We start from the raw sequence: 24,837 nt of genomic DNA, 5'->3' as shown, positions 1-24,837 counted from the left end.
AGTAAATTTTCAGTTACAGCCAGAATAACCAAGCAAATAGAGAGATGATCGCGATGCTGGCAATATTCAGAACCATACCTACTCTGACCATTTCAGTCTGTTTAATATGACCGGAGCTGAAAACAATTGCATTAGGTGGTGTAGCAACCGGCAACATAAAGGCACAGGATGCCCCGAAACCGATAATGAGTGTCAACGTCATTATTGGCATCCCCAATGCTTCCGCAACGGTTGCGAATATTGGTACCAGCAAAGCTGCGCTAGCTGTATTACTGGTAAATTCAGTCAGGAAGATAATAAACGCAGCAACCGCAACAATAATCACAAACCAGTGGCTTGCGCCAAAAGTAGCGGCCATACCATTAGCCATGATTTCACTAGCGCCTGAGTTTTTCAAAATAGCGCTTAAAGTCAAACCACCGCCAAACAGTATCAACACACCCCACTCGGTATTATTTTGAATCTGAGACCAACTCGCCACCCCCGTTATACCAATCAGAACAGCAGCACTGATAGCAATAATGGTATCCAGATCTTTCACGCCCCCTAAGGCAGAACTGATAACCGTGCTAAAGATCCAGCAAAATACGGTTAACAGAAAGATCAGCATGGTCATCAGACGTTTGCCAGTCCAATCCTGTTTTTCCAGCTTCATGTCGAATTTATGATTCAAATTCGGGCGCAGCATCAGATACATAACACCCATCATCATTGGCATCAAAATAACAACCAGAGGAATACCAAATTTCATCCAATTGAAGAAATCAATACCCAGTTGAGCCGCTGCAATCGCGTTTGGCGGGCTTCCCACCAAAGTACCTAAGCCACCGATACTTGCACTATAAGCCACCCCCAGCAGCACAAATACAAACGTATGACGCTCAGAACGCACATCCAAATTGGACAAAATACCCAAGACTAATGGCAACATCATCGCGGCAGTCGCAGTGTTACTTATCCACATGGAAAGGCCAGCCGTCACACCAAACAACAACACCACCGCTACAGACAAACGTCCACGGGCAATCATCAGCAGACGGTTAGCAATCAGTCTGTCCAATCCTTGGATGTGAAGTGCAGTTGCCAGAGCAAAACCACCAAAAAACAGAAAGATGATGGGGTTAGCAAAAGATTTCAGCGCATCTCCCGTATTCATCAATCCCATACCAACTGCCAGTATTGGAATACATAACGCAGTAATAGTGACGTGGATAGCTTCGGTAAGCCACAACACACCAACAAATACCATTAGGGCTAAACCCGCATTAGCCTTTTCACCAAACGGTAATGCATTAAGTAGAATAAATAGTAATACAACATCAGCAACCAGAATAATTAAGCCTTTTTTATTCGAAAAATTTGGCCTTATAGCTGCGGTTAAAGATTCAGAAACATCCATGGTGACTCCATTAGCGCCGGTGATATCTGATCCACCATTGCTACAATTGTTAAAAAATACAAGGCGTGTGAATATAAGGAGTCTTCTCCAAGAAGCAAATGCTGTTTTTTGAATTTTGGGATCTAAAGCGCGAGAACTAGCCAATTAAATCATAACAGACGGTATTTTATACAAATTTTCGTTGTTATATCAAATTATTACATCTTTATAGGTATAGAAAAGCGCTACGTTTTATGTAAGTTTTCGGACATAAAAAATAGATGAATTCTCTCCTTCCCGAACTACCGACAAACCAATTTTTTCTCATCTTTCACTGAGAACTTTATGAAGAGAAAGTTTTATTACTTGAATCAATGAAAGTTTATATAGTCATTTGCTTTCAGATAGTACGAGAAACGATAGTTCACATGATCTAACCTGAACGAGTCAGGTCTTACGGCATAAATTCTCTCACACTCCATCCAGCGTATTTCATATTGAAATATTTCATAAATAATATAATCAACAAGGAAAATTTTACACAATATAAAATATTAGCATATTGAAGATATTCACCCTTTGTAGAATCATCCGCACCAAATAGGTGCCCCAAAACTCATAAATATAATTATCCATTATGTCGTAAAAGTGATAGCTTTATATGGAAATCTTTACAGTTTAATCATGATGGATGAAATTATGAAAGATAACACGATGAGTTTCTCTGTAAATAAAGATCTGGATGTTCATTCAAAAAGCTTTGATGCTTTCATATCATACATGGAGAACAGCAATGATCTTTGGATTATAAAAGACAACGAATCTCGATTCGTCTATGCGAATGATGTTGCTCTTTATTACAGCGACCTTCCTAAAGGTTTTAACATAGAAGGCAGACTTGATAGTGAATGTCCAGCACCGTGGGCTGAGTTTGCAGATATTATACAAGCCAATGATAGAAACGTAATGATGAGTCAAAAGACCATTCCAGTACTAAACACTTTCATCTATGGCGGGAGAGAGAAAATGATCCAGCCATTTTTAGCCGAGCTTACACCGCTAATGAAGGATGGAAAATGCATTGGAGTTGTGGGACACGGTAGAAAACTTGAAATTTATTCCATGTACCACTTTGAGAACAACAGACATCCTGATTCATTAACTTTTGGCAAACCAACTGATTTATTTACCGACAGAGAGTTCGATATAGTATTTTTTGCTTTGCAATCGCTAAGCGCTAAAGATATAGCTAAAAAATTAGGTATCACATATAGAACGGTACAAAGCAGGCTGCATATCATTTATCAGAAAATAGGGATAAACTCATTAAGCCAGTTAAAAGAATATTGCCGGGGTAAGGGGTACGATAATTATGCTCCTACCCGATTTATTAACCCTAATCCCTATATACCTCTGGCATAACAATGCACAACATTTCTGTCGTCACTATGCCATTAAGGTTCTGCCTAACAGAACCTTATGCTCCAACCAAAACTCGCTTAACAACGCGAAAAGCAGTTTTGTGGGATACCTAACATGGAGGTTATCGCGGTTTTACAGTTCAATCATAATGGGTGAAATTATGAAAGATAACACGATGAGTTTCTCTGTAAATAAAGATCTGGATGTTCATTCAAAAAGTTTTGACGCTTTCATATCATATATGGAAAATAGCAATGATTTTTGGGTTATAAAAGACAACGAATCTCGATTCGTCTATGCCAATGATACTATGATTTATTACAGCGGTCTTCCTAAGGGTTTTAATATAGAAGGGAGGCTTGATGGTGAGTGTCCAGCACCGTGGTCTGAGTTTGAGGATATTATACAAGCTAATGATAAAAACGTAAGGACAAGTCAAAAAACCATTCCGGTATTAAATACCTTCACTTATGGCGGGAAAGAAAAAATAATCCAACCGTTTCTAGTTGACATTACACCGCTAATGAAGGATGGAAAATGCATTGGGGTTGTGGGGCACGGTAAAAAACTTGAGATTTATTCTATGTATCATTTTGAAAACAACATTCATCCAGAGTCATTAACTTTTGGCACACCAACTGATTTATTTACCGACAGAGAGTTCGATATAGTATTTTTTGCGTTGCAATCGCTAAGCGCCAAAGACATAGCTAGAAAATTAGGTATCACATATAGAACTGTACAGAGCAAGCTACATGTCATTTACCAGAAAATAGGGATAAATTCATTAAGCCAGTTAAAAGAATATTGCCGGGGTAAGGGATATAATAACTATGCTCCTACCCGATTTATTAACCTTAATCCCTATATACCTCTGGCATAATAATGCACAACATTGCTGTCGTCACTATGCAATTAGGGTTCTGTCTAACAGAACCTTAATGATCCGACCAAAACCCGCTTAACAGCGTGAAGGGCGGTTTTGTGAGATACTTCACATGAAAGATATCACAGTTTTACTGTTCAATTATGATAGGTGAAATTATGAAAGATAAAAGCATGAATTTCTCTGTAAATAAAGATCTGGATATTCATTCAGAAAACTTTGATGCTTTCGTATCATATATGGAAAATAGCAACGATTTTTGGGCTATAAAAGACAACGAACATCGATTCGTCTATGCCAATGATATTATGATTTATTATAGCGGTCTCCCTAAGGGTTTTAGCATAGAAGGAAGGCTTGTTGGTGAGTGTCCAGCTCCGTGGTCTGAGCTTGAAGATATTATACAAGCTAACGATAACAATGTAATGACGAATCAAAAGACCGTTCCGGTACTAAACACCTTCACTTACGGTGGGAAAGAAAAAATAATCCAACCATTTTTGGTCAATGTTACACCGCTAATGAAGGATGGAAAATGCATTGGGATTGTGTTGCACGGTAAAAAACTTCAAATTTATTCCATGTACCACTTTGAAAACAACAGACATCCTGACTCATTAACTCTTGGCACACCAACTGATTTATTTACTGACAGAGAATTCGATATAGTATTTTTTGCTTTACAATCATTAAGCGCTAAAGACATAGCTAAAAAATTAGGTATCACATATAGAACAGTACAAAGCAGGTTACAACTTATTTACCAAAAAATAGGGATAAATTCATTAAACCAGTTAAAAGAATATTGCCGGGGTAAGGGGTACGATAATTATGCGCCTACCCGATTTATTAACCCTAATCCCTATATACCTCTGGCATAACAATGCACAACATTGCTGTCGTCACTATGCCATTAGGGTTCTGTCTAACAGAACCCTATGCTCCAACTAAAACTCGCTTAACAACGCGAAAAGCAGTTTTGTGAGATACCTCACATGGAGGTTATCACAGTTTTACAGTTCAATCATGATAGGTGAGACTATGAAAGACAACACGATGAGTTTCTCTGTAAATAAAGATCTGGATGTTCATTCAAAAAGCTTTGATGCTTTCATATCATATATGGAAAGCAGCAACGATTTTTGGGCTATAAAAGACAACCAACATCGATTCGTCTATGCCAATGATATTATGATTTATTACAGCGGTCTTCCTAAGGGTTTTAATATCGAAGGGAGGCTTGTTAGTGAGTGTCCAGCTCCGTGGTCTGAACTTGAAGATATTGTACATGCTAATGATGGCAATGTAATGACGAGTCAAAAGACCGTTCCGGTACTAAACACTTTCACTTACGGCGGGAGAGAAAAAATAATCCAACCATTTTTGGTCAATGTTACACCACTAATGAAGGATGGAGAATGTATTGGGGTTGTGGGGCACGGTAAAAAACTTCAAATTTATTCCATGTATCATTTTGAAAACAACAGGTATCCTGAATCATTATCATTTGGCAACCCAACTGAGATTTTTACAGATAGAGAGTTCGATATAGTATTTTTTGCTTTGCAATCGCTAAACGCTAAAGATATAGCGAGAAAATTAGGTATTTCATATAGAACGGTACAAAGCAAGTTACAATTTATTTACCAAAAAATAGGAATAAATTCATTAAGCCAGCTAAGAGAATATTGCAGGGGTAAGGGGTACGATAATTATGCGCCTACCCGATTTATTAACCCTAATCCCTATATAACTCTGGCATAATGATGAGCTTCACATGGAGGTTATTACAGTTCAACTATGATAGGTGAAATTATGAAAGATAAAAGCATGAGTTTCTCTATAAATAAAGATCTGGATATTCATTCAAAAAGTTTTGATGCCTTCATATCATATATGGAGAATTGTAATGAGTTCTGGTATATAAAAGATAAAGAATCGAGATTTATCTATATGAATGATTATGGACTTCATCATAGCGGACTACCCAAAGGGTTTAATGTTGAAGGTAAACTGGATAGTGAGTGTCCGGTTTATTGGTCTGAGGTTGCTGATATCATTCAATCTAATGATCGTAGAGTAATGGAGGAAAAAAAAGTCATTCCTACTTTAATTACATTTATGTATGGTGGCAGGGATAAAATTATTCAACCATTTATGGCGGATGTCACGCCTTTAATGAAAAACGGAGAGTCGATTGGCGTAGTAGGCAGAGCTAGAAAGCTAGAAGTTTTTTCAATGTATCATATGGAAACTAATAAACCTCCTGAATCATTATCATTTGGCAACCCAACTGAGATTTTTACAGATAGAGAGTTCGATATAGTATTTTTTGCGTTGCAATCATTAAGTGCTAAAGATATAGCGAGAAAATTAGGTATCACATATAGAACAGTACAAAGCAGGCTACATATCATTTATCAGAAAATAGGGATAAATTCATTAAGCCAGTTAAAAGAATATTGCCGGGGTAAGGGGTACGATAATTACGCGCCTACCCGATTTATTAACCTTAATCCCTATATACCTCTGGTATAATAATGCACAACATTGCTGTCGTCACTATGCAATTAGGGTTCTGTCTAACAGAACCTTAATGATCCGACCAAAACCCGCTTAACAGCGTGAAGGGCGGTTTTGTGAGATACTTCACATGAAAGATATCACAGTTTTACTGTTCAATTATGATAGGTGAAATTATGAAAGATAAAAGTATGAATTTCTCTGTAAATAAAGATCTGGATATTCATTCAGAAAACTTTGATGCTTTCGTATCATACATGGAAAATAGCAACGATTTTTGGGCTATAAAAGACAACGAATCTCGATTCGTCTATGCAAATGATATTATGATTTATTACAGCGGACTTCCTAAGGGTTTTAATATAGAAGGGAGGCTTGATGGTGAATGTCCCGCACCGTGGGCTGAGTTTGAAGATATTATACAAGCTAATGAAAAAAATGTAAGGATTAGTCAAAAAACCATTCCGGTATTAAACACTTTAACTTATGGTGGGAGAGAAAAAATAATCCAACCATTTCTGGTCAATGTTACTCCTCTAATGAAGGATGGAAAATGTATTGGGGTTGTAGGACACGGTAGAAAACTTGAAATTTATTCCATGTATCATTTTGAAAACAACATTCATCCAGAGTCATTAACTTTTGGCAAACCAACTGATTTATTTACCGACAGAGAGTTCGATATAGTATTTTTTGCGTTGCAATCATTCAGTGCTAAAGATATAGCTAAAAAATTAGGTATCACATATAGAACGGTACAAAGCAGGCTACATATCATTTATCAGAAAATAGGGATAAATTCATTAAGCCAGTTAAAAGAATATTGCAAGAGTAAGGGGTATTATAACTACGCCCCGACCCGATTTATTAATCCTAATCCCTATATAACTCTGTCATAATGATGAGCCATACCGTTATTGTCACTATTCCATTAAGGTTCTGCCTGGCAGAACCCTATTCGCCTCCCAAAAAGTTTTGGTTTACCCGATTTTTGAATACTACTCCTATCTGGCGATCTGTGAAATCAACAGAAATAGAGAGAGAAGTGTCAGCATAGTACAAAAGATTAAATAATTGATACAAAAAAATTAATTATGACAAACATCAAGGAGTGACATTAATAACGCTATTTTAATCCTATGATCATACCTGAAGCTTTTCACAAGACACAAAAAAAGCTTCAGGCATTTAATCTCTTCTCATCAATTTTTTTCGAGAAGTTTATTTTAATTTATTTAGAATATCTACTTGGCCATATTTCGAAAGGCTCACATTCTAAAGCAGTAGCAATGAGCTGCTCACCCTTAGGCCACGGACGGTGCAAAGCATTTGATAAAGTGGATGATGCAAGCCCCGCGCCTCTTGAAATAGCAGATAACGACGTTCCCCGTTTTTTAAGCCCTGCAATAATATCAGCCGGGTGCCAGTCGTTTTTTACAATCATTCCTTCCTCTCCTTTCAGCTTAGTTATTCAAGGTGCTATATTCATACTCTCTTCAAATTAATATTTTTATATTGTTACAACTTTTTCCCTGAGTCCGCACTGGTGCGGAATATTAAAAAATAGGCACTCTAAGATGTTAAACCCGGCTAATTGCCTATCTTAATAGACAATAAGTACAGCCAAATATTCTCCGAATAGGAACATGTCATGCCTAACGATTAAAGAGTCATAAATGAGCTTTAATTGTTAAGCAATGTTCTTTTCTGGATACTAGAATATTTAAAAAGTTTAGTTGTTTTGGGAAATGTTGGAAGCCGCATTAAATACATTAGCGAATGTCCTAAAAAAGCGCTTCAATTATGAGGAATGACGCCAATTAAATACTTTAATAGCCATCGAAAAATTGCTTACGCAACAGCAAATCAGCCAGTCGATAATTATCGACTGGCTGAATGACCGTTAACGTGCTTCATTCTGTGCCGTTAGCCGGTCCTTAATACGATAAAACCACCGCCCTCCCAACAACGCCACCACAAGTTCAAGAGATGCTATTGCAGCTAGAGTTAGAATAAACAAGGTCTTACCGGCGCCAACTAATATCCATCCGCCTATCGCTGGAAATCCAAATATCCCCACAAAATAGGCGACAACAAACCAAGTGAGGGCAGCATGACGATTCTCAAGCGCAGAGTCGTTTACTGCCCATGTTTGAATAACGGGATACACCAATCCATACCCTATCCCCGTTAACATGGCCGCCGCAATCTGGAACATAGGATTAACGGGTATGCCTAACAGGGCCAGAATACCCATGATTAAGAATAACATCAGCGCGGTGACTAACGGGATACGGGGCATCGTCGATAAATGGCGGGCCAACAAAAGCCGCGCTACAACCACGGTCGCTGCATGTACAGCAAAGAATGTACTTGCATTTGCTCGAGTCCCTTCGACCAGCGAACTCTGAAACGACATCATTCCAGAGAATACGCAGCCCCCCAAGCCCACCATCACAATGGGACGGATCGCACTACTGGCAGCAATCTTGGTTATTTTTTTCACCCAAGGTCTCAGTGATAACTCCCGTTGACCATGCGGTTCCTTGATCCCAAAGGTCGCCAGAAGTAGTGAGGCGAAGATGCCAATAACACCAACAAAGAGAAATGTTATGCGGATGGGCACTCCTGCTTGTTCAACCGCGGCGGCGAGGAGGATGGGACTGCCGCAAATCCCAGCCATTTGAAACGCGCTGAAACGAGTAAACCAGTGCCCCCTGTCAGCGTCAGTGACACGTTCCGACAATGCCATAGGCCCACTGATATAGAACATTCCCCAACCGAGTCCAATCAAGAACGCCGCGATACGCGGGATGTAACTCAGTTCACCACTGAAACCGCCTAAAAGAAGATAACCACAAGACATCGCCAATGCCGCGAGGGCTGCAAGGCGTGACGCTTCCAGTTGCCCGGCAAACCATCCCACCAAAGGAACGCCAATCAGGGTACCGACCAAGGCCACGCTAAGGGTCGTCCCAGTATCAATGTCACTCCCCCCTTGTGACCGAAAATACGCGGAAATAAGAAAGGTGGCGCCATATCCCCCCGCAGTGAATAGGGTTCCGAACAGGAGAAAAAGTGCCGACATTGTTCGCATGAGTCAAACTCCATCTTAATTATTACAAGACGCCGAATGGCTTTGGCGCCATCGACCTCAGTTTATTCACCGCTTTTTGTAGACGGAGACAAACATACCGTATCTCGTCCTCATTATTAAATCTGCCCAGTCCGAAGCGCACACTGGCTTGAGCCTGAGCATCACTGAGCCCTATTGCCTTCAGTACATGTGATGGAGCTCTGTTAGCGGATGTGCATGCAGACCCAGAAGACAACGCAACCTCGGAAAGCTCCAGCAAAAGCGAGTCAGCATCCAAACCGTTAAAGGAGACATTTAACAGACCGGGAAGGCATTCGGTAAGATGGCCGTTTATCCGAACATCAGCTACATTCTCGATAATATACAATCGAAGCAAATCCCGTAAATAACGTAACCTCATCGACTCATCAGGCAAGTTTTTAACAGACAGTTCGACGGCACGCCCGAAGCCTACTATCCCCGGGACGTTAAGAGTTCCAGAGCGTAAGCCTCGCTCATGTCCCCCTCCAACAATAAGAGGAGCGAGTGTTATATTCTTATTGCGTGAATCAATATAAAGTGCGCCGATCCCCTTTGGTCCATATATTTTGTGCGCTGAAAATGAGGCAAGGCTTATATTCATGCGTTGTACATCAAATTTTATTTTGCCGAGCGCTTGCGTGGCATCTGTATGAAAAGGAATATCACGTTCTTTACAGATCGCGCCTATCTCTTCAATTTTTTGTATTGAACCAATCTCGTTGTTAGCGGCCATAATCGAAACGAGATAGGTATCATCTCTTATTGCTCGAGATATTAAGTCTGGGGATACGATGCCGTCGCTTTGCGGCGGTAAATAGGTTACCTCGGTTCCCATTGATTCGAGCTTACTACAACAATCAAGAACCGCCTTATGCTCAATTGTCGATGTGATGACATGCCCTTTTTTGCCCCGATGTTGAAGGCCCATGATTGCAAGATTGTTCGACTCGGTGGAGCCAGACGTGAATATAATATCGGAATGACTCATCGCATTTATCGATGTTGATATCACTTTTCTTGCATTATCAACAGCTTCCATCGCTTTCCACCCAAATACATGGTTATTACTGGCAGCATTTCCATAAGCGCAGGTAAAATAGGGCATCATAGTTTGAAGCACATCGGGATCTAATGGCGTTGTAGCATTGTTATCCAAATATATCGGCCGAGTTAAGTTGTACATAATTTTCCCCCTTAACAAACAAAGATGAAATTATTTTTTTATTATCTTGACTATTATCTGCTAGGCAGTAACTACATCGCCTTTACTCACCTCCCCTTCTTCATTAACCAGATTAAGACGAATGGCAGTTGAAACACCGAGCATATGGCTGAGTTGTAGCCCACGCACATATGCCAAAGCTCTCGACCAAGCGCAATCCTCAAAGAACACCTCCAGAATAGCGTCTGAACCTTTGTGATCACCTGCGGCTTTCTCAAAATATTCCTTCGTAATTGCCGCACAGGTGAGTTTCTGAGTCGGCTCTTCGTAAGAAGCATCTGATGTCAGCGGTTTGCCGTCAGCGAGGTTTTTGGACACCATCCTCCGTGTGATGATTTCGGGTATTTCTCCAGAGTCTAAGATGTGGACAAGGTGCTGCCTGGCTGAATCTTCGTGAATAACACGTATTTCGCTGAGCGGAATCTGATATTTTTCTGTTACGGGCGAGAAGATATTCCTGATCGAGGCGTGGAGATGACTCAAACGGGGGTTCCGTTTTTGAGAATTGGTGAGGTTCTCTATCAGGAACTGGAGGCGGAATATCCCATGATGATCGAATGCCACGGATATCCTCGGTAATTGACCACATTCATCTTGGCTTCGCTTGGCAAACATCAAAGCAGCCTCAAAGGCTTTCAACTGAGCCTCAACAACTATCTCGCTATCCTTATTAAGATAAACTCGAGAATTCCCTGCTAGTATGCTTACGTTAGTTTCTCGCTGATTCATTTTCATCAATATCCTTTTCCAAAATGGATCGTACGTATAAGAATGGACCTCCAGAATCCATTAATTTTTGGATCGGGGGCGTTCTTAAAGAGTGGTTGATATAACGCATAGAAAATAAGTCGATCTTTATCATTTCACATACACTAAATACCTTTTTCTCTTGCAAGCCCGGTTATGAAATAAGTATGTCTGATATTAGGCAAAGGTATAATTGCCATAAAAAAGCTGGGTACTGGGTAAAGGTTAACGTGTCTTTTTTATTAAAAAATAGATCTTCGTCTTTGTTTAAACATTTTTTCTTTTTGACCTTGCAGCCGTAGCTCTGAGTCTCAGCTATCGGACATCATCCCGCTCTCAATTTACCGGGTAATATCTGTCACACTAATACAAAATCCAGTCGCCAAGTATGGATATGTCCGAACTGTTGTTGAGACAGCTAACTAAAATCCGTTATATCAAGGTAAATCTTCTCAGTGCAAAGGAGGAGGGAGATTCGGCTGAGATAATTGACGTTATAGAAATTATCGGGTTATTACCCTTATGAAAAATTATCAATAATCTATAATGCCTTAACAAATATATTTATTAAGGCATTAAGGAGGGTTTTACCCCTCCGATTTAATATTAATACTTAATTACCTATTAAGCCTGACCTTTTACTTCTTTCAGGCCATAAAAAGGAGCGCGGTTACCCAAAGCTTCTTCAATCCGGATCAACTGGTTATATTTAGCAACGCGATCAGAACGGCTCATAGAACCGGTTTTGATTTGCCCTGCGGCAGTACCTACGGCCAGATCAGCAATAGTCGCATCTTCAGTTTCACCAGAACGATGAGAGATTACCGCCGTGTAACCTGCGTCTTTTGCCATTTTAATCGCGGCCAGTGTTTCCGTCAGAGAACCAATCTGGTTGAATTTAATCAGAATGGAGTTAGCAATGCCTTTCTCAATACCTTCTTTCAGGATCTTAGTATTGGTAACAAACAGGTCGTCGCCAACCAATTGGATTTTCTCGCCCAATACTTTTGTCTGGTAAGCAAAGCCTTCCCAGTCAGATTCATTCAATCCATCTTCGATAGAAACAATCGGGTACTTTCTGGTCAAATCTTCCAGGTAGTGAGTGAACTCTTGAGAGGTGAAAGTTTTACCTTCGCCTTTCAGCTCGTAGTTACCCGTTTCTGAGTTGTAGAATTCAGAAGCGGCACAATCCATAGCCAAAGTGACATCTTTGCCCAAAACATAACCGGCTTGTTCTATCGCTTCTTTGATAGCAGCCAGTGCAGCCGCGTTAGATTCCAAGTTAGGCGCATAGCCCCCTTCGTCACCAACCGCAGTGCTCATGCCTTTCGCTTTCAGAACCTTAGCCAAGCTATGGAAAACTTCAGAGCCAATACGAACCGCCTCTTTCAGCGTTTTTGCACCAACCGGCTGAATCATAAACTCCTGAATATCAACGTTGTTATCCGCATGCTCACCACCATTGATGATGTTCATCATCGGCAACGGCATAGAGAATTTACCCGGAGTGCCATTCAATTCAGCAATGTGCTCGTACAACGGCATGCCTTTCGCTGCTGCTGCTGCTTTAGCGTTAGCCAGAGAAACCGCCAGAATCGCGTTAGCACCGAATTGGGATTTATTTTCAGTACCATCCAGGTCGATCATGATTTTGTCGATGTTAGCCTGATCTTTAGCATCCTGACCGATAACTGCCTGTGCAATCGGGCCATTTACTGCATCAACAGCTTTCAATACACCTTTACCCATAAAACGGGATTTGTCACCGTCACGCAGTTCCAACGCTTCGCGAGAACCGGTAGATGCGCCAGAGGGCGCAGCCGCTAAACCCACAAATCCCCCTTCCAGATGCACTTCTGCCTCTACGGTTGGATTACCACGGGAGTCAATGATTTCACGACCGATCACTTTAACGATTTTGGACATTAGGTTTTCCTCAGTACAAGTTACATTTCAGGTAAGTGACGGAATAGTTCATACCGTCACTCACTGCACATCTTATTTGAGCTGGCCTTTCTGATATTTACCGGCAGCTTTAACAAAACCAGTAAACAATGGATGACCATCACGAGGAGTGGAAGTAAATTCTGGGTGGAACTGACAAGCCACGAACCAAGGATGGTCTGGGATCTCAATAATTTCTACTAATTTATGGTCTACTGAACGACCCGCTACCCGCAGACCAGCATTTTCAATACGTTTCAACAGTAAATTATTCACTTCATAGCGATGACGATGACGCTCAACAATCGTATCCGTCCCATACAAGGCGCGCACCAAGCTATCTTTTGTCAGGTGGCATGGCTGACCACCTACACGCATCGTTCCACCAAGATCACTCTCTTCGCTACGCACTTCTAAATTACCGTCTTCATCACGCCATTCGGTGATCAGCCCAACAACCGGGAACCGGCAATCAGGTTCAAATTCTGTTGAGCTGGCTTTTTCCAAGCCCGCAACATGACGAGAAAACTCAATCAATGCTACCTGCATGCCGAGACAGATCCCCAGATAAGGGATTTTATTCTCACGAGCATAACGGGCTGTCGTGATTTTGCCTTCCACACCACGACCACCGAAACCACCAGGAACCAGAATCGCATCCAGTCCCTTCAATAATTCAACGCCACGAGTTTCAACATCTTGGGAATCAATCAGCTTGATATTCACCGTCAGACGATTTTTCAATCCACCGTGCTTCAATGCCTCAATCACGGATTTGTACGCATCAGGCAATTCAACGTATTTACCCACCATCCCAATCGTGATTTCACCGGAAGGATTAGCTTCTTCGTAAATGACCTGTTCCCATTCGGACAAGTTTGCTTCCGGGCAATCAAGGCTGAATCGTTTACAAATATAATCATCTAAGCCTTGAGATTTCAATAGCCCTGGGATTTTATAAATGGAATCAACGTCTTTTAGGGAGATAACCGCTTTTTCCGGCACATTACAGAAAAGAGCAATTTTTGCACGTTCATTAGCAGGGATGACGCGATCTGAACGACAAATCAGAATATCTGGTTGAATACCGATAGAAAGCAGTTCTTTTACCGAATGTTGAGTCGGTTTAGTTTTGACTTCGCCAGCCGCTGCCAGATAAGGCACCAGCGTCAGGTGCAGATATAACGTGTGTTCACGACCAACTTCTACTGCCATTTGACGAATAGCTTCAAGGAATGGCAACGATTCGATATCACCGACAGTACCGCCAACTTCCACCAACACCACATCATGACCTTCACCACCGCTGATGATGCGATCTTTAATTTCATTGGTGATGTGAGGAATAACTTGAACGGTCGCCCCCAAATAGTCGCCACGGCGCTCTTTGCGCAGCACTTCGGAATAAACCCGCCCCGTCGTAAAGTTATTGCGGCGAGTCATTTTAGTACGGATGAAACGCTCATAATGACCTAAATCGAGATCAGTTTCAGCACCGTCTTCGGTAACGAAAACCTCCCCGTGTTGAATTGGGCTCATCGTACCTGGATCGACATTGATGTACGGGTCCAGTTTCATAATAGTGACATTGAGTCCGCGGGCTTCGAGTATAGCCGCCAAAGAGGCTGCGGCAATGCCTTTACCCAGAGAGGATACGACCCCGCCGGTCACAAAAATATAATTAGTTTTCATGCTGAACCTGAAAGTTTAGGTTTAAAAGATGATGGATATAACAGGACGGGAAAGCAGTATACCCGAACCTTAAATTCGCTACAAATAATCTGCACGAAAATAAGGTATTTTTCCCCTCCACAGCATTTTCAATGTAGACATGTGTACAGACACAAACTTCATTTTTCATGAAGCCAATCGTTATTGCCTCTTCTCAATTTCGAATGAATTTATTGCCTTAATTGATTAAAAAACAGTATGATTGTTCGCAATACAATCATTTCAGCTAAATTGCACTCAGATAAAAGGCCCAATATAGGTAATAGTAGCTTATGAGTTAAGGAGCGATACCATGATTATACTGACTCAGGAACAATTCGATAAAATTATTGATGCAGGGGACAATGTTTATATTGAAAAAATCAAGCAATGCATTTTGTCAAAACATGCCGACTTGGTTGTGCATGAGGATGAGAAAAATTTGCATAAGCGACTGAGAGAGGCATATCGATATCTAATCGACGACCTAGGATTTAGAAATAAAAAGCTTATTAAATCATACCTTTATTTAACCGCCTTCAATCTTAATTTCCATGATGCGCCAGAAATCAAAAATGCCCTTGAAACAGGAGAAAACCCGGAACAACAATACAAAGATATTCTGAGGATAACAGATAACTTATTGAAAAGGAGAAATTAACATGCCTTTACCTCTGTTAGTTCCGGTAGCCCTGACTGCTGCCGAATATGCGGCATCAGCCCTTGCGGGCATATTAGTCGGCGTTGGGGTTGGCCTCGGTGTTGAGGAGATGACAAAAGAGGATGAAAAAGAGGAATCGCTAGCCCAAACAGATGAAATCAGTACAGCAAGGGAAGAATGCAAGGTGTGTCCAGCGACTGAGAAAGTAAGTTCTAGCTGGGAGAGTACCAGTCCATATTCGCAGATTACCCTTGATTATCAACTCCAAATAGCTAAAACCATTTACAAACCTGACGCCAAACTTATACAAGTTTGGGAATGCTTAGGCGTGAGTTTTGATGGCTGGCGCCCAGAATGGTGCCTGTTTCTAGAATCCAAAGCTAAGTATGATCAGTTTTTTAGGAAGGGAAAGCCAGTGATATGGTGGACAGGTGATGAATCCATGAAAAAGCAAGGTAGGCGACAACAAGACGTGTGCGCCTCATTGAGTGATATTCCACGTTCTCACTGGCATTTTATGGAGCCTGTAAGCGCCGCTTACTACTCACAGGAATTTGCTGAATATTTCAATATTAAAGTATTTCACACCCCCTTACTCAGATAATGCGAGACAACATATGACTATTTTATCACCAGAAATAAAGCTATATTTTGACCGGCAAGAACCCTTGACTCCCCAAGCAGTACTTGCTGATTTATATAAAATAACACAGCGGATTGACCTATTCTTCGGGCGTCATAAAACTTGGTATTTAACAGGTCATACTCATAAAGAAGCATTGGAACACCGTGTTTTTGAAGAGAACCACCCGACGGAAAAAGCGTTTCGATTGTTTGAAAAAAGTTACAAAGAAGATTTCCCTTTTATAGGAAAAAAAATCTGGGATGGCGAAGATGATGATCTTGCCTGTTCCCTATTTTATGAAAACTATCGTAGAGACAGGTTAGGGCAAATTAAGGTAAGAATGGATCTCAATATTGACGAAAAGGAGTTTCAATTTTCACGGTTGATTGATTTTATTACCTTTTTGGTTTTCAGCCGTAATTCCCCCTACATTATGGTGGAAACTAACGGCTATACCTTGAAACGAAATCAGGTATTTCCCGACAGGTTAAGTGCAGGTTGGATGATTTATTTACCCTTCGTTATAGACCCCTCATTGTTACCAATGGCAGATGAAATCTTGCCTATTGCCAATGATAAAGAGCAATTGGGGACATTAATCATCACCAAAAAAGGCATTTTTGACGGCGAAAATCAGGACGATATTGATAAAGCCAATGATGTTGAAATTCAGTTGTTAAATCTGGGATTACTACCATTAATTACTGAGGTTTAGTCGCTACCCTTATCAGGTAGGAATTTCATACTCCCTTATTTAGATAATCTGAGGTAATACATGGCTATTTTATCACCAGAAATAAAGCTATATTTTGACCGGCAAGAACCCTTGACTCCACAAATAGTATTAGCTGATTTATATCGAATTACTCAACAAATCGATCACTTTTTTAGCCGTCATAAGACTTGGTATTTGACTGGTCATACTCGTAAAGAAGCATTAGAACACCTTGTTTTTGAAGAGAACCTCCCGACAGAAAAAGCGTTTCAAGTGTTTGAAAAAAATTACAAAAAAAATTTTCCTTTTATAGGAAAAAGTATTTGGGATGGTGAAGATGATGAGCTTGCCTGTTCCCTATTCTATGAGAACTATCGTAGTGACAGGTTAGGACAAACTGAAATAACAATAGATCTTAATATTGACGAAAAGGAGTTTCAGTTTTCACGGTTGATTGATTTTATTACCTTTTTGGTTTTCAGCCGTAATTCCCCCTACATTATGGTGGAAACTAACGGCTATACCTTGAAACGAAATCAGGTATTTCCCGACAGGTTAAGTGCAGGTTGGATGATTTATTTACCCTTCGTTATAGACCCCTCATTGTTACCAATGGCAGATGAAATCTTGCCTATTGCCAATGATAAAGAGCAATTGGGGACATTAATCATCACCAAAAAAGGCATTTTTGACGGCGAAAATCAGGACGATATTGATAAAGCCAATGATGTTGAAATTCAGTTGGTAAATCTGGGATTACTGCCATTAATTACTGAGGTTTAACGGCAACGAGATAATTTTCTATTCTTCATCATTCCTTTGATATCTTTTCGTGAATTAGCGCCGCTTTCTGTTTCCGCTTTTCTCGCGTTGATAACAGCCCTCTTGGGCTGTTTGCCATCCCTTTCCCTCCTTAATACCAAAAGTTCGCTCTGCTCTCAATTAGCATTCTGGAAGGAAAATTTCAGCTTCCCGGCCATTCTTTCCGGTTACTGCTTCTTAACCTGTTGCCACATTTGTTCCATTTCTTCCAATGTCGCCGCTTCCAAGGTGTGGCCTTGGTTCAGGATCAGCTTTTCTACTTCTCTAAATCGGTTCTCAAACTTATTGCATGCTTTTTGCAATGCAATTTCCGGTTTGTATCCGAGATGGCGGGATAAGTTCACAACGGCAAACAATAAATCGCCAATCTCCTCTTCCAGGTGCTGTTCATCAACAACCGCCTGATGAGCCTCATCCATCACTTCGTCGATCTCTTCGTAAACTTTGTCCAGCACTGGACCCAAAGTATCCCAGTCAAAACCAACCGCTGCACAGCGCTTCTGTATTTTATACGCTTTCATCAATGCCGGCAGACTTGCCGGAATGTCATCAAGGACCGAATGTAGATCTTTTTGCGCTCTTTCCTGCGCCTTATGTTTTTCCCAACCATTGATAGCTACATCACTGTTGATATCCTGCTGCTGACCGAAAATATGTGGATGGCGGCGCTCCAGCTTATCGCTAATCGCATGACAGATATCATCAAAATCAAACAACTGTTGCTCTTTGCCCATTTCAGCATAAAACACCACCTGAAATAACAGATCGCCCAATTCTTCTTTTAGATCAGAAAAATCGCCCCGTTCAATGGCATCAATGACTTCATAAGTCTCTTCCAATGTATAAGGTGCGATGGTTTTGAATGTCTGTTGTTTGTCCCAAGGACATCCCTGTTGAGGATGGCGCAATTGCGCCATAATCTCTAATAACCGTTTTATACCCGTCATCTTTCAAGTTGCCTCTTTGTTGGCTACAGTCAGTTGCCATGAAGACGTTTGGCTTCAATAACATCCGGCAACTGATTGGTTTTCGCCAAAATCCGCCCCAGTACTTGCAGGTTATAAATCTCAATATTCATATCGATGGTAGCAATCTGCTGTTTGACATCACTGCGGCTACTCACCCCAAGTACATTCACCTTTTCATTCGCCAGAATCGTGGTGATATCTCGCAGTAATCCACTGCGATCATTCGCAACCACACGCACAATCAGTGAGTAACCGCTGGAATAGCTTTCACCCCAAACCGCATCCACCACCCTTTCAGGCGCACTTGCCTGCAACTCCGCCAACTGTTCACAATCAACCCAGTGGATAGAGATCCCTCGGCCACGCGTAATAAAGCCGACAATCTCATCGCCAGGAATTGGTTGGCAGCAACGAGCAATGTGATGCATTAAATTACCCACACCTTCTACCACAATCCGCCCATCGTCTTTAGTAGAACTACGCTGTGGATGTGATTTACTCTCTAAATTGCGAAGCGCTTCCCGATCTGCATCCTCTGCGGTGGTTTTTTTGAGTTTACTTTGTAAGAAATTGACCAACTGGTTAATACGGATATCACCAACCCCAATTCCCGCCAGTACTTCATCAAGTGTATGGACGTTATAACGCGCAATGAGTAACTTTTCCGCCTCTTTTAGGCTGATATCCAAGTGTTCCAGTTCGTTATCCAGCATCTGACGACCAGCGATAATGTTTTTATCCCGATCCTGTTTGCGGAACCAGTTATGGATTTTCGCCCGACCGCGGCTTGTAGTGACATAGCCCAAGTTTGGATTTAACCAATCACGACTTGGATTCGGGTGTTTCTGTGTGATGATTTCAATCTGATCGCCCATTTGCAATTGGTAGCTGAATGGCACAATGCGGCCACTGATTTTCGCCCCAATACAACGATGCCCCACATCACTGTGAATATGGTAGGCAAAATCCAGCGGCGTAGAACCGGTAGGTAGATCAATAACATCACCTTTCGGTGTAAATACATATACCCGATCATCAAACACTTGGCTGCGAACTTCATCCAGCATCTCACCAGAATCAGCCATCTCTTCCTGCCATGCGATCAGTTTACGCAGCCATGCAATGCGTCCTTCATATCCAGCACGACTGCCCGCCACTGCCCCCTCTTTATATTTCCAGTGGGCGGCTATGCCCAATTCTGCATCTTCATGCATCTGACGGGTACGGATCTGAATTTCCAATGTCTTACCACTCGGCCCAAGCACGACGGTATGAATGGATTGATAGCCATTCGGCTTCGGGTTAGCCACGTAATCATCAAATTCATCCGGCAAATGACGATAGTGAGTATGTACTATCCCCAGTGCCGCGTAACAATCCTGCAAACGTTCAACCACAATCCGCACAGCCCGAACATCAAACAGCTCATCAAATGCCAGTGATTTTTTCTGCATTTTGCGCCAGATGCTGTAGATATGTTTAGGCCGCCCGTATATTTCAGTAACGACGCCCTCCTTGAGCATATGCTTACGTAATGTATTGACAAAGTGATCAATATACTGCTCACGATCAATGCGGCGCTCATGCAGTAATTTCGCAATTTTTTTATATTCATCAGGATGGAGATAACGGAAGCAATAATCCTCAAGTTCCCATTTCAGTTGACCAATGCCTAGTCGGTTAGCGAGCGGCGCATAAATATTGGAACACTCTTTCGCAGCCAGTACGCGCTCATCTTCAGTCGCCTCTTTAACTTCCCGCAAATGGGCAATCCGCTCTGCCAATTTGATAATGACACAACGAAAATCTTCCACCATTGCCAGTAGCATCCGGCGGACATTATCAACCTGTACAGAGCAGATTGAATCGTGATGAGTGGCTTTTAACTGGCGAATAGCATCCATTTCCATAACGCCTTTCACCAGATTGGTAATTACACTACCAAATGCCTCGGTGACGGTTTGATCGTCGAGTAATTTCGCATCCACCAACGGGAACAGTAGCGCGGCACGCATACTGTCACTATCCATACTTAACGTGGAGAGGATCTCAACCATCTCTACGCCACGCCATAACAGAAGTTCTGCATCAGGATGATTTTGCGCTTTTTCATGACAATAACGCCAGGTTTCGGCTAATTTTTCACCCAATTGAAGATTCGCTACATTTAAACTAGCGATCCACCTGTTTACTGCAAACTCTCCCGCAGGGGTTAAATGAGCACTTCTTACCGCAACCATAATCTCTCCCGACTACTTCATAGCTTCTACCCAACCACAATCTAACGACTAAATAGCGCCATTGACTCCAGATGACCTGTATGCGGAAACATATCCAGCATCCGCACACTGATAATTCGATAGCCAGCCTCAAGCAGAATCTTACTGTCTCTCGCCAATGTTGTTGGATTACAAGAGACGTAGACCACTTTTTCCGGGGCTAACTCAACAATGTGTGACATGACGCCTGCCGCACCAGCACGCGCCGGATCTAATAAAACCTTGTTAAACCCCAGTTTCGCCCAGGGTTGATGATGTATGTCAGCTTCCAGGTTCTCATGGCAGAAAGATATGTTATCCAAATTATTTAATCTGGCATTATATTGCCCATTAGCCACCAGCGTGGCAACCCCTTCAACTCCGACCACAGATTGCACTACGCGACCAATAGGTAAGGTAAAATTCCCCATTCCACAGAACAGATCGAGCACCCGGTCATTCGATTGTAAATCAAGCCACTCTATCGCCTGAGCAACCATTTGTTGATTCACCTGATCGTTAACCTGAATAAAATCTCTTGGACTAAAAACCAATTTTAAGCCACCAACCTGATACCAAGGTTCCGGCGGTTCATTCAGTGGTTCAAGTGAGGTTTCATCCGCCGCCAAGTAAACAGCAACGTTATGTTGCACAGAAAACGTGCATAGCTTCTCTTTATCTTCCCGTTTCAAGGGATCAAGATGGCGCAACACTATCAATGGACCATTATCTGCTAGCACCAATTCCACATGCCCTAACCGTTTCACTGCTTTCAAGTTATTCAGACACTGAGATAATGGCTGCAATAACTGTTCCAATTCAGGCCGCAAAACAGGGCACTCTTTTATAGCAACTAATTCATTGGATTGATTTTGACGAAATCCCATCACCAGTTGGCGCTGTTTTACTTGATAATGTAAACCAAGCCTTGCCCGGCGCCGATAACCATATTCGGGACCAAGAATCACCGGCTTGGCAGAAACCGTTACACCGGTTTCCCGTCTAATCAGATGTTCGAGGACGCTGGCTTTACTCTCACGTTGTAAATCAGATGCAACATGTTGTTGCTGACAACCGCCACATACTCCAAAATGCGGGCAACGAGGATTTACACGATATGGACTATCAGATAGACGCTTAACCAACTTTGCTTTTGCAAACTGACGCTTCTCTTCCGTTAGTTGTACCTGTGCTTGTTCACCGGGCAATAATCCGGCGACAAAAATAGTTTTACCCTGATGGCGAGCTACGCCCTGCCCGTGGGCATCCAGATTATCAGCAGTGACTGTGATGATATGTCGATTTACTGTTCGGCGATTGGGGGAATAAAATTGCACCATGATTCTTACGGACTATGAATTATTAAGTTCCTATTTTCCCATAATGGACGATTATGACCAAATATAGCTTACGCATCCGCATGATGAGCCTGATCCTAGTGCCAATTTTACTGGTTGGCATGTTTTTCAGTATCTCATTCCTCTGTTATCACCATCGTGAACTGAAAAACCAGATTGTTCGATCTGGGATCAGTATTATCGAACCCCTTTCTATTGCCAGTGAAATTGGCATAAACCTGCATAACCGTGAACGTGTCAATTCATTGATAACCCGGCTTCATCGCAGAAATTCTGAGATAGTTCGGGCGATTGCCATTTTTAATGACGATAATGAACTATTTGATATATCAAACTATAAATACAATTCAGCTCAACTACAGATCTCGCCAAATATGCCTCTGCCAACCACCCTGACAAAAATGGAGGTTAAAAACAGTATTATCTTACGCATACCCATTATTTCAGAACACCACTTGTCTCAGAATCAGCAACATTCTGACATCCCATCTTTACGTCCGATTGGTTACATCGCCATTGATCTTGATTTACGGTCAGCTCACTTACAACAATATAAAGAGATCATTATCTTTATATTGCTATTACTCATTTGCCTTGGTTGGGCATCCCTGTTCGCCTACCATTTGGTTCGTAAGATCACAAAGCCTATCAGCGATATGGTCAGTACTGTCGATAGAATTCGCCAAGGACAATTGAATAGCCGTGTCAACGGGAAATATTTTGGTGAATTAGACACGCTGAAAAATGGCATTAATGCGATGGCCAAATCGCTTTCCAGCTATAAAGAAGAGATGAAAAACGATATTGATCAAGCAACGTCGGATCTGCGGGAAACAATGGAGCAATTCGAAATTCAGAACGTTGAACTGGCGATAGCGAAAAAACGCGCTCAAGAAGCGGCCAGAATAAAAACGGAATTTCTGGCAAATATGTCTCATGAATTACGCACACCACTTAATGGCGTAATTGGCTTTACCCGCCAAACACTGAAAACACCTTTAACAATACAGCAAACTGAATACCTGTATATTATCGAGCGTTCCGCAAATCATTTACTGAATATTATTAATGATATATTGGATTTTTCACGGCTTGAAGCGGATAAATTGGTATTGGAAAACGTTCCATTCCTTTTACAGGATACAATTGATGAGGTCATGGTGTTACTGACACTGAGTGCCAAAAGTAAGAATATTCAGCTAACTCACCATGTTGATCCCCAAATACCGAATCTGGTCGTAGGCGATCCTACGCGCCTCCAGCAAATATTCACCAATATCATCGGTAACGCAATTAAATTCACTGAACAGGGTTCTGTGGAGATAAAGATCAACTTGCTACAACAGAAGCACCACAAAATTAATTTAGAGATTACGGTCAGCGATACCGGTATTGGTATCAGCCCTGAACAGCAACCTCATCTATTTCAGGCTTTCCATCAAGCAAATGCCAGCATTTCCCGCCGTTATGGCGGCACCGGCCTCGGTCTAGTCATTACACGGAAACTGATCCAAGAAATGGGCGGAAATATCAGTTTTACCAGTGAGCCGAAAAAAGGTTCTGTTTTCCGTTTTGATTTATGGCTAGGAAAAGATGATTTCATTCTAACCGACTCAGTTGTACCACAAAAAGCGCTTACTCATCCCCCACGTTTACCAATGACAGTTATGGCCGTTGACGACAATCCAGCTAACCTCAAACTCATAGGTTCATTACTGGAAGAAATCGTGGAAAAAACCGTGCTATGTAGCAGTGGAGAAGAAGCTTTGCAGTCAGCAACCTCTCACCATTTTGATATCATTCTGATGGATATTCATATGCCAGGTATGGATGGCATCTGTACTTCCGACCGCATCCACCAGCTACGACAACACCGCAGTACACCGATCATTGCGGTTACAGCTTATACCTGCCGACCAAAGAGCGATACAGATCAATCTCCATTTGAAGATTTCCTGACTAAACCTCTTGACGAAGATAGCCTGAGATCGGTATTAAATCGCTATGTCAAAATACCAAAATCACAACATATTAACTGGTCATTAGCATTACAACAGGCCATTGGAAAAGAACAGTTAGCTATAGATATGCTGCAAATGTTGGTAGATTTACTACCAACAATTAAAACAATCACAGAAAAAGTTTTGTCAGGGGAAGCAGTGGAAAATTATCAGCAGCAGATCCATAAACTACACGGTAGCTGCTGTTATAGTGGTGTGCCACAACTTAAAGCCCTCTGCCAATTAATTGAACAACAATTACAACAAGGCGTTCAATTAATGGATATAGAACCTGAATTGTTGGAACTGACAGACGAAATTGATCATGTACTCACCGCAGCCCAAAAAATATTGTCTTCTCTACAGCACGCGCAGCGTTTAAACGACACGAAGTAGGCTCAATGAGGGTTTTACTATTAAATTCGAGGAAGGGTTTTCAATCATAGCTAGTAGGCTATATGCTGATTTTATAGTTTATAA

Annotated in this window: 21 protein-coding genes; 11 read left to right on the top strand and 10 right to left on the bottom strand. The window is 41.6% G+C overall.

Annotated elements, in window-relative coordinates; genetic code table 11:
• Window positions 1-13: 13 nt before the first annotated feature.
• A complete protein-coding gene (locus tag OO184_RS03055) occupies window positions 14-1,399 on the bottom strand; it encodes a DASS family sodium-coupled anion symporter (RefSeq protein WP_265377924.1) in 1,386 nt (461 codons plus the stop codon).
• A gap of 678 nt (window positions 1,400-2,077) precedes the next feature.
• On the opposite strand from OO184_RS03055, the gene OO184_RS03050 reads away from it, so the two are divergent.
• The 6 genes from OO184_RS03050 (at window position 2,078) to OO184_RS03025 (ending at window position 7,108) form a co-directional block, all read left to right on the top strand.
• Window positions 2,078-2,800 carry a helix-turn-helix transcriptional regulator gene (locus tag OO184_RS03050; RefSeq protein ID WP_265377923.1) on the top strand — a complete coding sequence of 241 codons (723 nt, stop codon included), beginning with the start codon at window positions 2,078-2,080 and terminating at the stop codon, window positions 2,798-2,800.
• Window positions 2,801-2,960: 160 nt separating this feature from the next.
• Complete coding sequence (locus OO184_RS03045; protein WP_265377922.1) at window positions 2,961-3,683, top strand: helix-turn-helix transcriptional regulator; 723 nt, start codon at window positions 2,961-2,963, stop codon at window positions 3,681-3,683.
• A gap of 161 nt (window positions 3,684-3,844) precedes the next feature.
• Window positions 3,845-4,567 carry a helix-turn-helix transcriptional regulator gene (locus OO184_RS03040; RefSeq protein ID WP_265377921.1) on the top strand — a complete coding sequence of 241 codons (723 nt, stop codon included), beginning with the start codon at window positions 3,845-3,847 and terminating at the stop codon, window positions 4,565-4,567.
• Between the two features lie 160 nt (window positions 4,568-4,727).
• Window positions 4,728-5,450, top strand: coding sequence for a helix-turn-helix transcriptional regulator (locus tag OO184_RS03035; RefSeq protein ID WP_265377920.1), 723 nt, complete (start codon window positions 4,728-4,730; stop codon window positions 5,448-5,450).
• Window positions 5,451-5,501: 51 nt separating this feature from the next.
• A complete protein-coding gene (locus OO184_RS03030; protein ID WP_265377919.1) occupies window positions 5,502-6,224 on the top strand; it encodes a helix-turn-helix transcriptional regulator in 723 nt (240 codons plus the stop codon).
• A 161-nt stretch (window positions 6,225-6,385) separates the two neighbouring features.
• A complete protein-coding gene (locus OO184_RS03025; protein WP_265377918.1) occupies window positions 6,386-7,108 on the top strand; it encodes a helix-turn-helix transcriptional regulator in 723 nt (240 codons plus the stop codon).
• A 332-nt stretch (window positions 7,109-7,440) separates the two neighbouring features.
• Here OO184_RS03025 and OO184_RS03020 read toward each other — a convergent pair whose 3' ends face one another.
• From OO184_RS03020 to pyrG, 6 genes are all read right to left on the bottom strand, one after another.
• Window positions 7,441-7,650, bottom strand: coding sequence for a helix-turn-helix domain-containing protein (locus OO184_RS03020; protein ID WP_139654790.1), 210 nt, complete (start codon window positions 7,648-7,650; stop codon window positions 7,441-7,443).
• Window positions 7,651-8,112: 462 nt separating this feature from the next.
• On the bottom strand, window positions 8,113-9,306 hold the full coding sequence (locus tag OO184_RS03015; RefSeq protein ID WP_265377917.1) for an MFS transporter: 1,194 nt from the start codon (window positions 9,304-9,306) through the stop codon (window positions 8,113-8,115).
• A gap of 22 nt (window positions 9,307-9,328) precedes the next feature.
• Window positions 9,329-10,510, bottom strand: coding sequence for a cysteine desulfurase family protein (locus OO184_RS03010; RefSeq protein ID WP_265377916.1), 1,182 nt, complete (start codon window positions 10,508-10,510; stop codon window positions 9,329-9,331).
• Between the two features lie 60 nt (window positions 10,511-10,570).
• Window positions 10,571-11,278 carry a hypothetical protein gene (locus OO184_RS03005; protein ID WP_265377915.1) on the bottom strand — a complete coding sequence of 236 codons (708 nt, stop codon included), beginning with the start codon at window positions 11,276-11,278 and terminating at the stop codon, window positions 10,571-10,573.
• Window positions 11,279-11,920: 642 nt separating this feature from the next.
• Window positions 11,921-13,222 (bottom strand): phosphopyruvate hydratase, encoded by a 1,302-nt coding sequence (eno, locus tag OO184_RS03000; protein WP_265377914.1) that lies wholly within the window; start codon window positions 13,220-13,222, stop codon window positions 11,921-11,923.
• A gap of 72 nt (window positions 13,223-13,294) precedes the next feature.
• Window positions 13,295-14,932 carry a glutamine hydrolyzing CTP synthase gene (gene pyrG / locus OO184_RS02995; RefSeq protein ID WP_265377913.1) on the bottom strand — a complete coding sequence of 546 codons (1,638 nt, stop codon included), beginning with the start codon at window positions 14,930-14,932 and terminating at the stop codon, window positions 13,295-13,297.
• A gap of 331 nt (window positions 14,933-15,263) precedes the next feature.
• On the opposite strand from pyrG, the gene OO184_RS02990 reads away from it, so the two are divergent.
• From OO184_RS02990 to OO184_RS02975, 4 genes are read left to right on the top strand one after another with little or no spacing between them, the layout of a single operon-like run.
• Complete coding sequence (locus OO184_RS02990) at window positions 15,264-15,611, top strand: hypothetical protein (protein WP_049583255.1); 348 nt, start codon at window positions 15,264-15,266, stop codon at window positions 15,609-15,611.
• Between the two features lies 1 nt (window position 15,612).
• On the top strand, window positions 15,613-16,215 hold the full coding sequence (locus OO184_RS02985; RefSeq protein WP_265377912.1) for a restriction endonuclease fold toxin 5 domain-containing protein: 603 nt from the start codon (window positions 15,613-15,615) through the stop codon (window positions 16,213-16,215).
• Window positions 16,216-16,228: 13 nt separating this feature from the next.
• Window positions 16,229-16,951: an Imm52 family immunity protein gene (locus tag OO184_RS02980; RefSeq protein WP_265377911.1), complete on the top strand. Its 723-nt coding sequence runs from the start codon at window positions 16,229-16,231 to the stop codon at window positions 16,949-16,951.
• 60 nt (window positions 16,952-17,011) lie between these two features.
• Window positions 17,012-17,734 (top strand): Imm52 family immunity protein, encoded by a 723-nt coding sequence (locus tag OO184_RS02975; protein WP_265377910.1) that lies wholly within the window; start codon window positions 17,012-17,014, stop codon window positions 17,732-17,734.
• Window positions 17,735-17,940: 206 nt separating this feature from the next.
• Here OO184_RS02975 and mazG read toward each other — a convergent pair whose 3' ends face one another.
• The 3 genes from mazG to rlmD are packed head-to-tail and all read right to left on the bottom strand — an operon-like array spanning window position 17,941 to window position 22,339.
• Window positions 17,941-18,720 (bottom strand): nucleoside triphosphate pyrophosphohydrolase, encoded by a 780-nt coding sequence (mazG, locus tag OO184_RS02970; RefSeq protein ID WP_265377909.1) that lies wholly within the window; start codon window positions 18,718-18,720, stop codon window positions 17,941-17,943.
• Window positions 18,721-18,749: 29 nt separating this feature from the next.
• On the bottom strand, window positions 18,750-20,981 hold the full coding sequence (gene relA, locus OO184_RS02965) for a GTP diphosphokinase (RefSeq protein ID WP_265377908.1): 2,232 nt from the start codon (window positions 20,979-20,981) through the stop codon (window positions 18,750-18,752).
• Between the two features lie 41 nt (window positions 20,982-21,022).
• A complete protein-coding gene (gene rlmD, locus OO184_RS02960; RefSeq protein WP_265377907.1) occupies window positions 21,023-22,339 on the bottom strand; it encodes a 23S rRNA (uracil(1939)-C(5))-methyltransferase RlmD in 1,317 nt (438 codons plus the stop codon).
• Window positions 22,340-22,392: 53 nt separating this feature from the next.
• Between rlmD and OO184_RS02955 the strand changes: the two genes are divergently transcribed.
• Window positions 22,393-24,753 carry an ATP-binding protein gene (locus OO184_RS02955; protein ID WP_265377906.1) on the top strand — a complete coding sequence of 787 codons (2,361 nt, stop codon included), beginning with the start codon at window positions 22,393-22,395 and terminating at the stop codon, window positions 24,751-24,753.
• The last annotated feature ends 84 nt before the right edge of the window (window positions 24,754-24,837 follow it).

The sequence above is a fragment of the Photorhabdus aballayi genome (assembly GCF_026153155.1).
Taxonomy (GTDB): domain Bacteria; phylum Pseudomonadota; class Gammaproteobacteria; order Enterobacterales; family Enterobacteriaceae; genus Photorhabdus; species Photorhabdus luminescens.
This window is presented reverse-complemented; position numbering and strand designations above follow the sequence as displayed.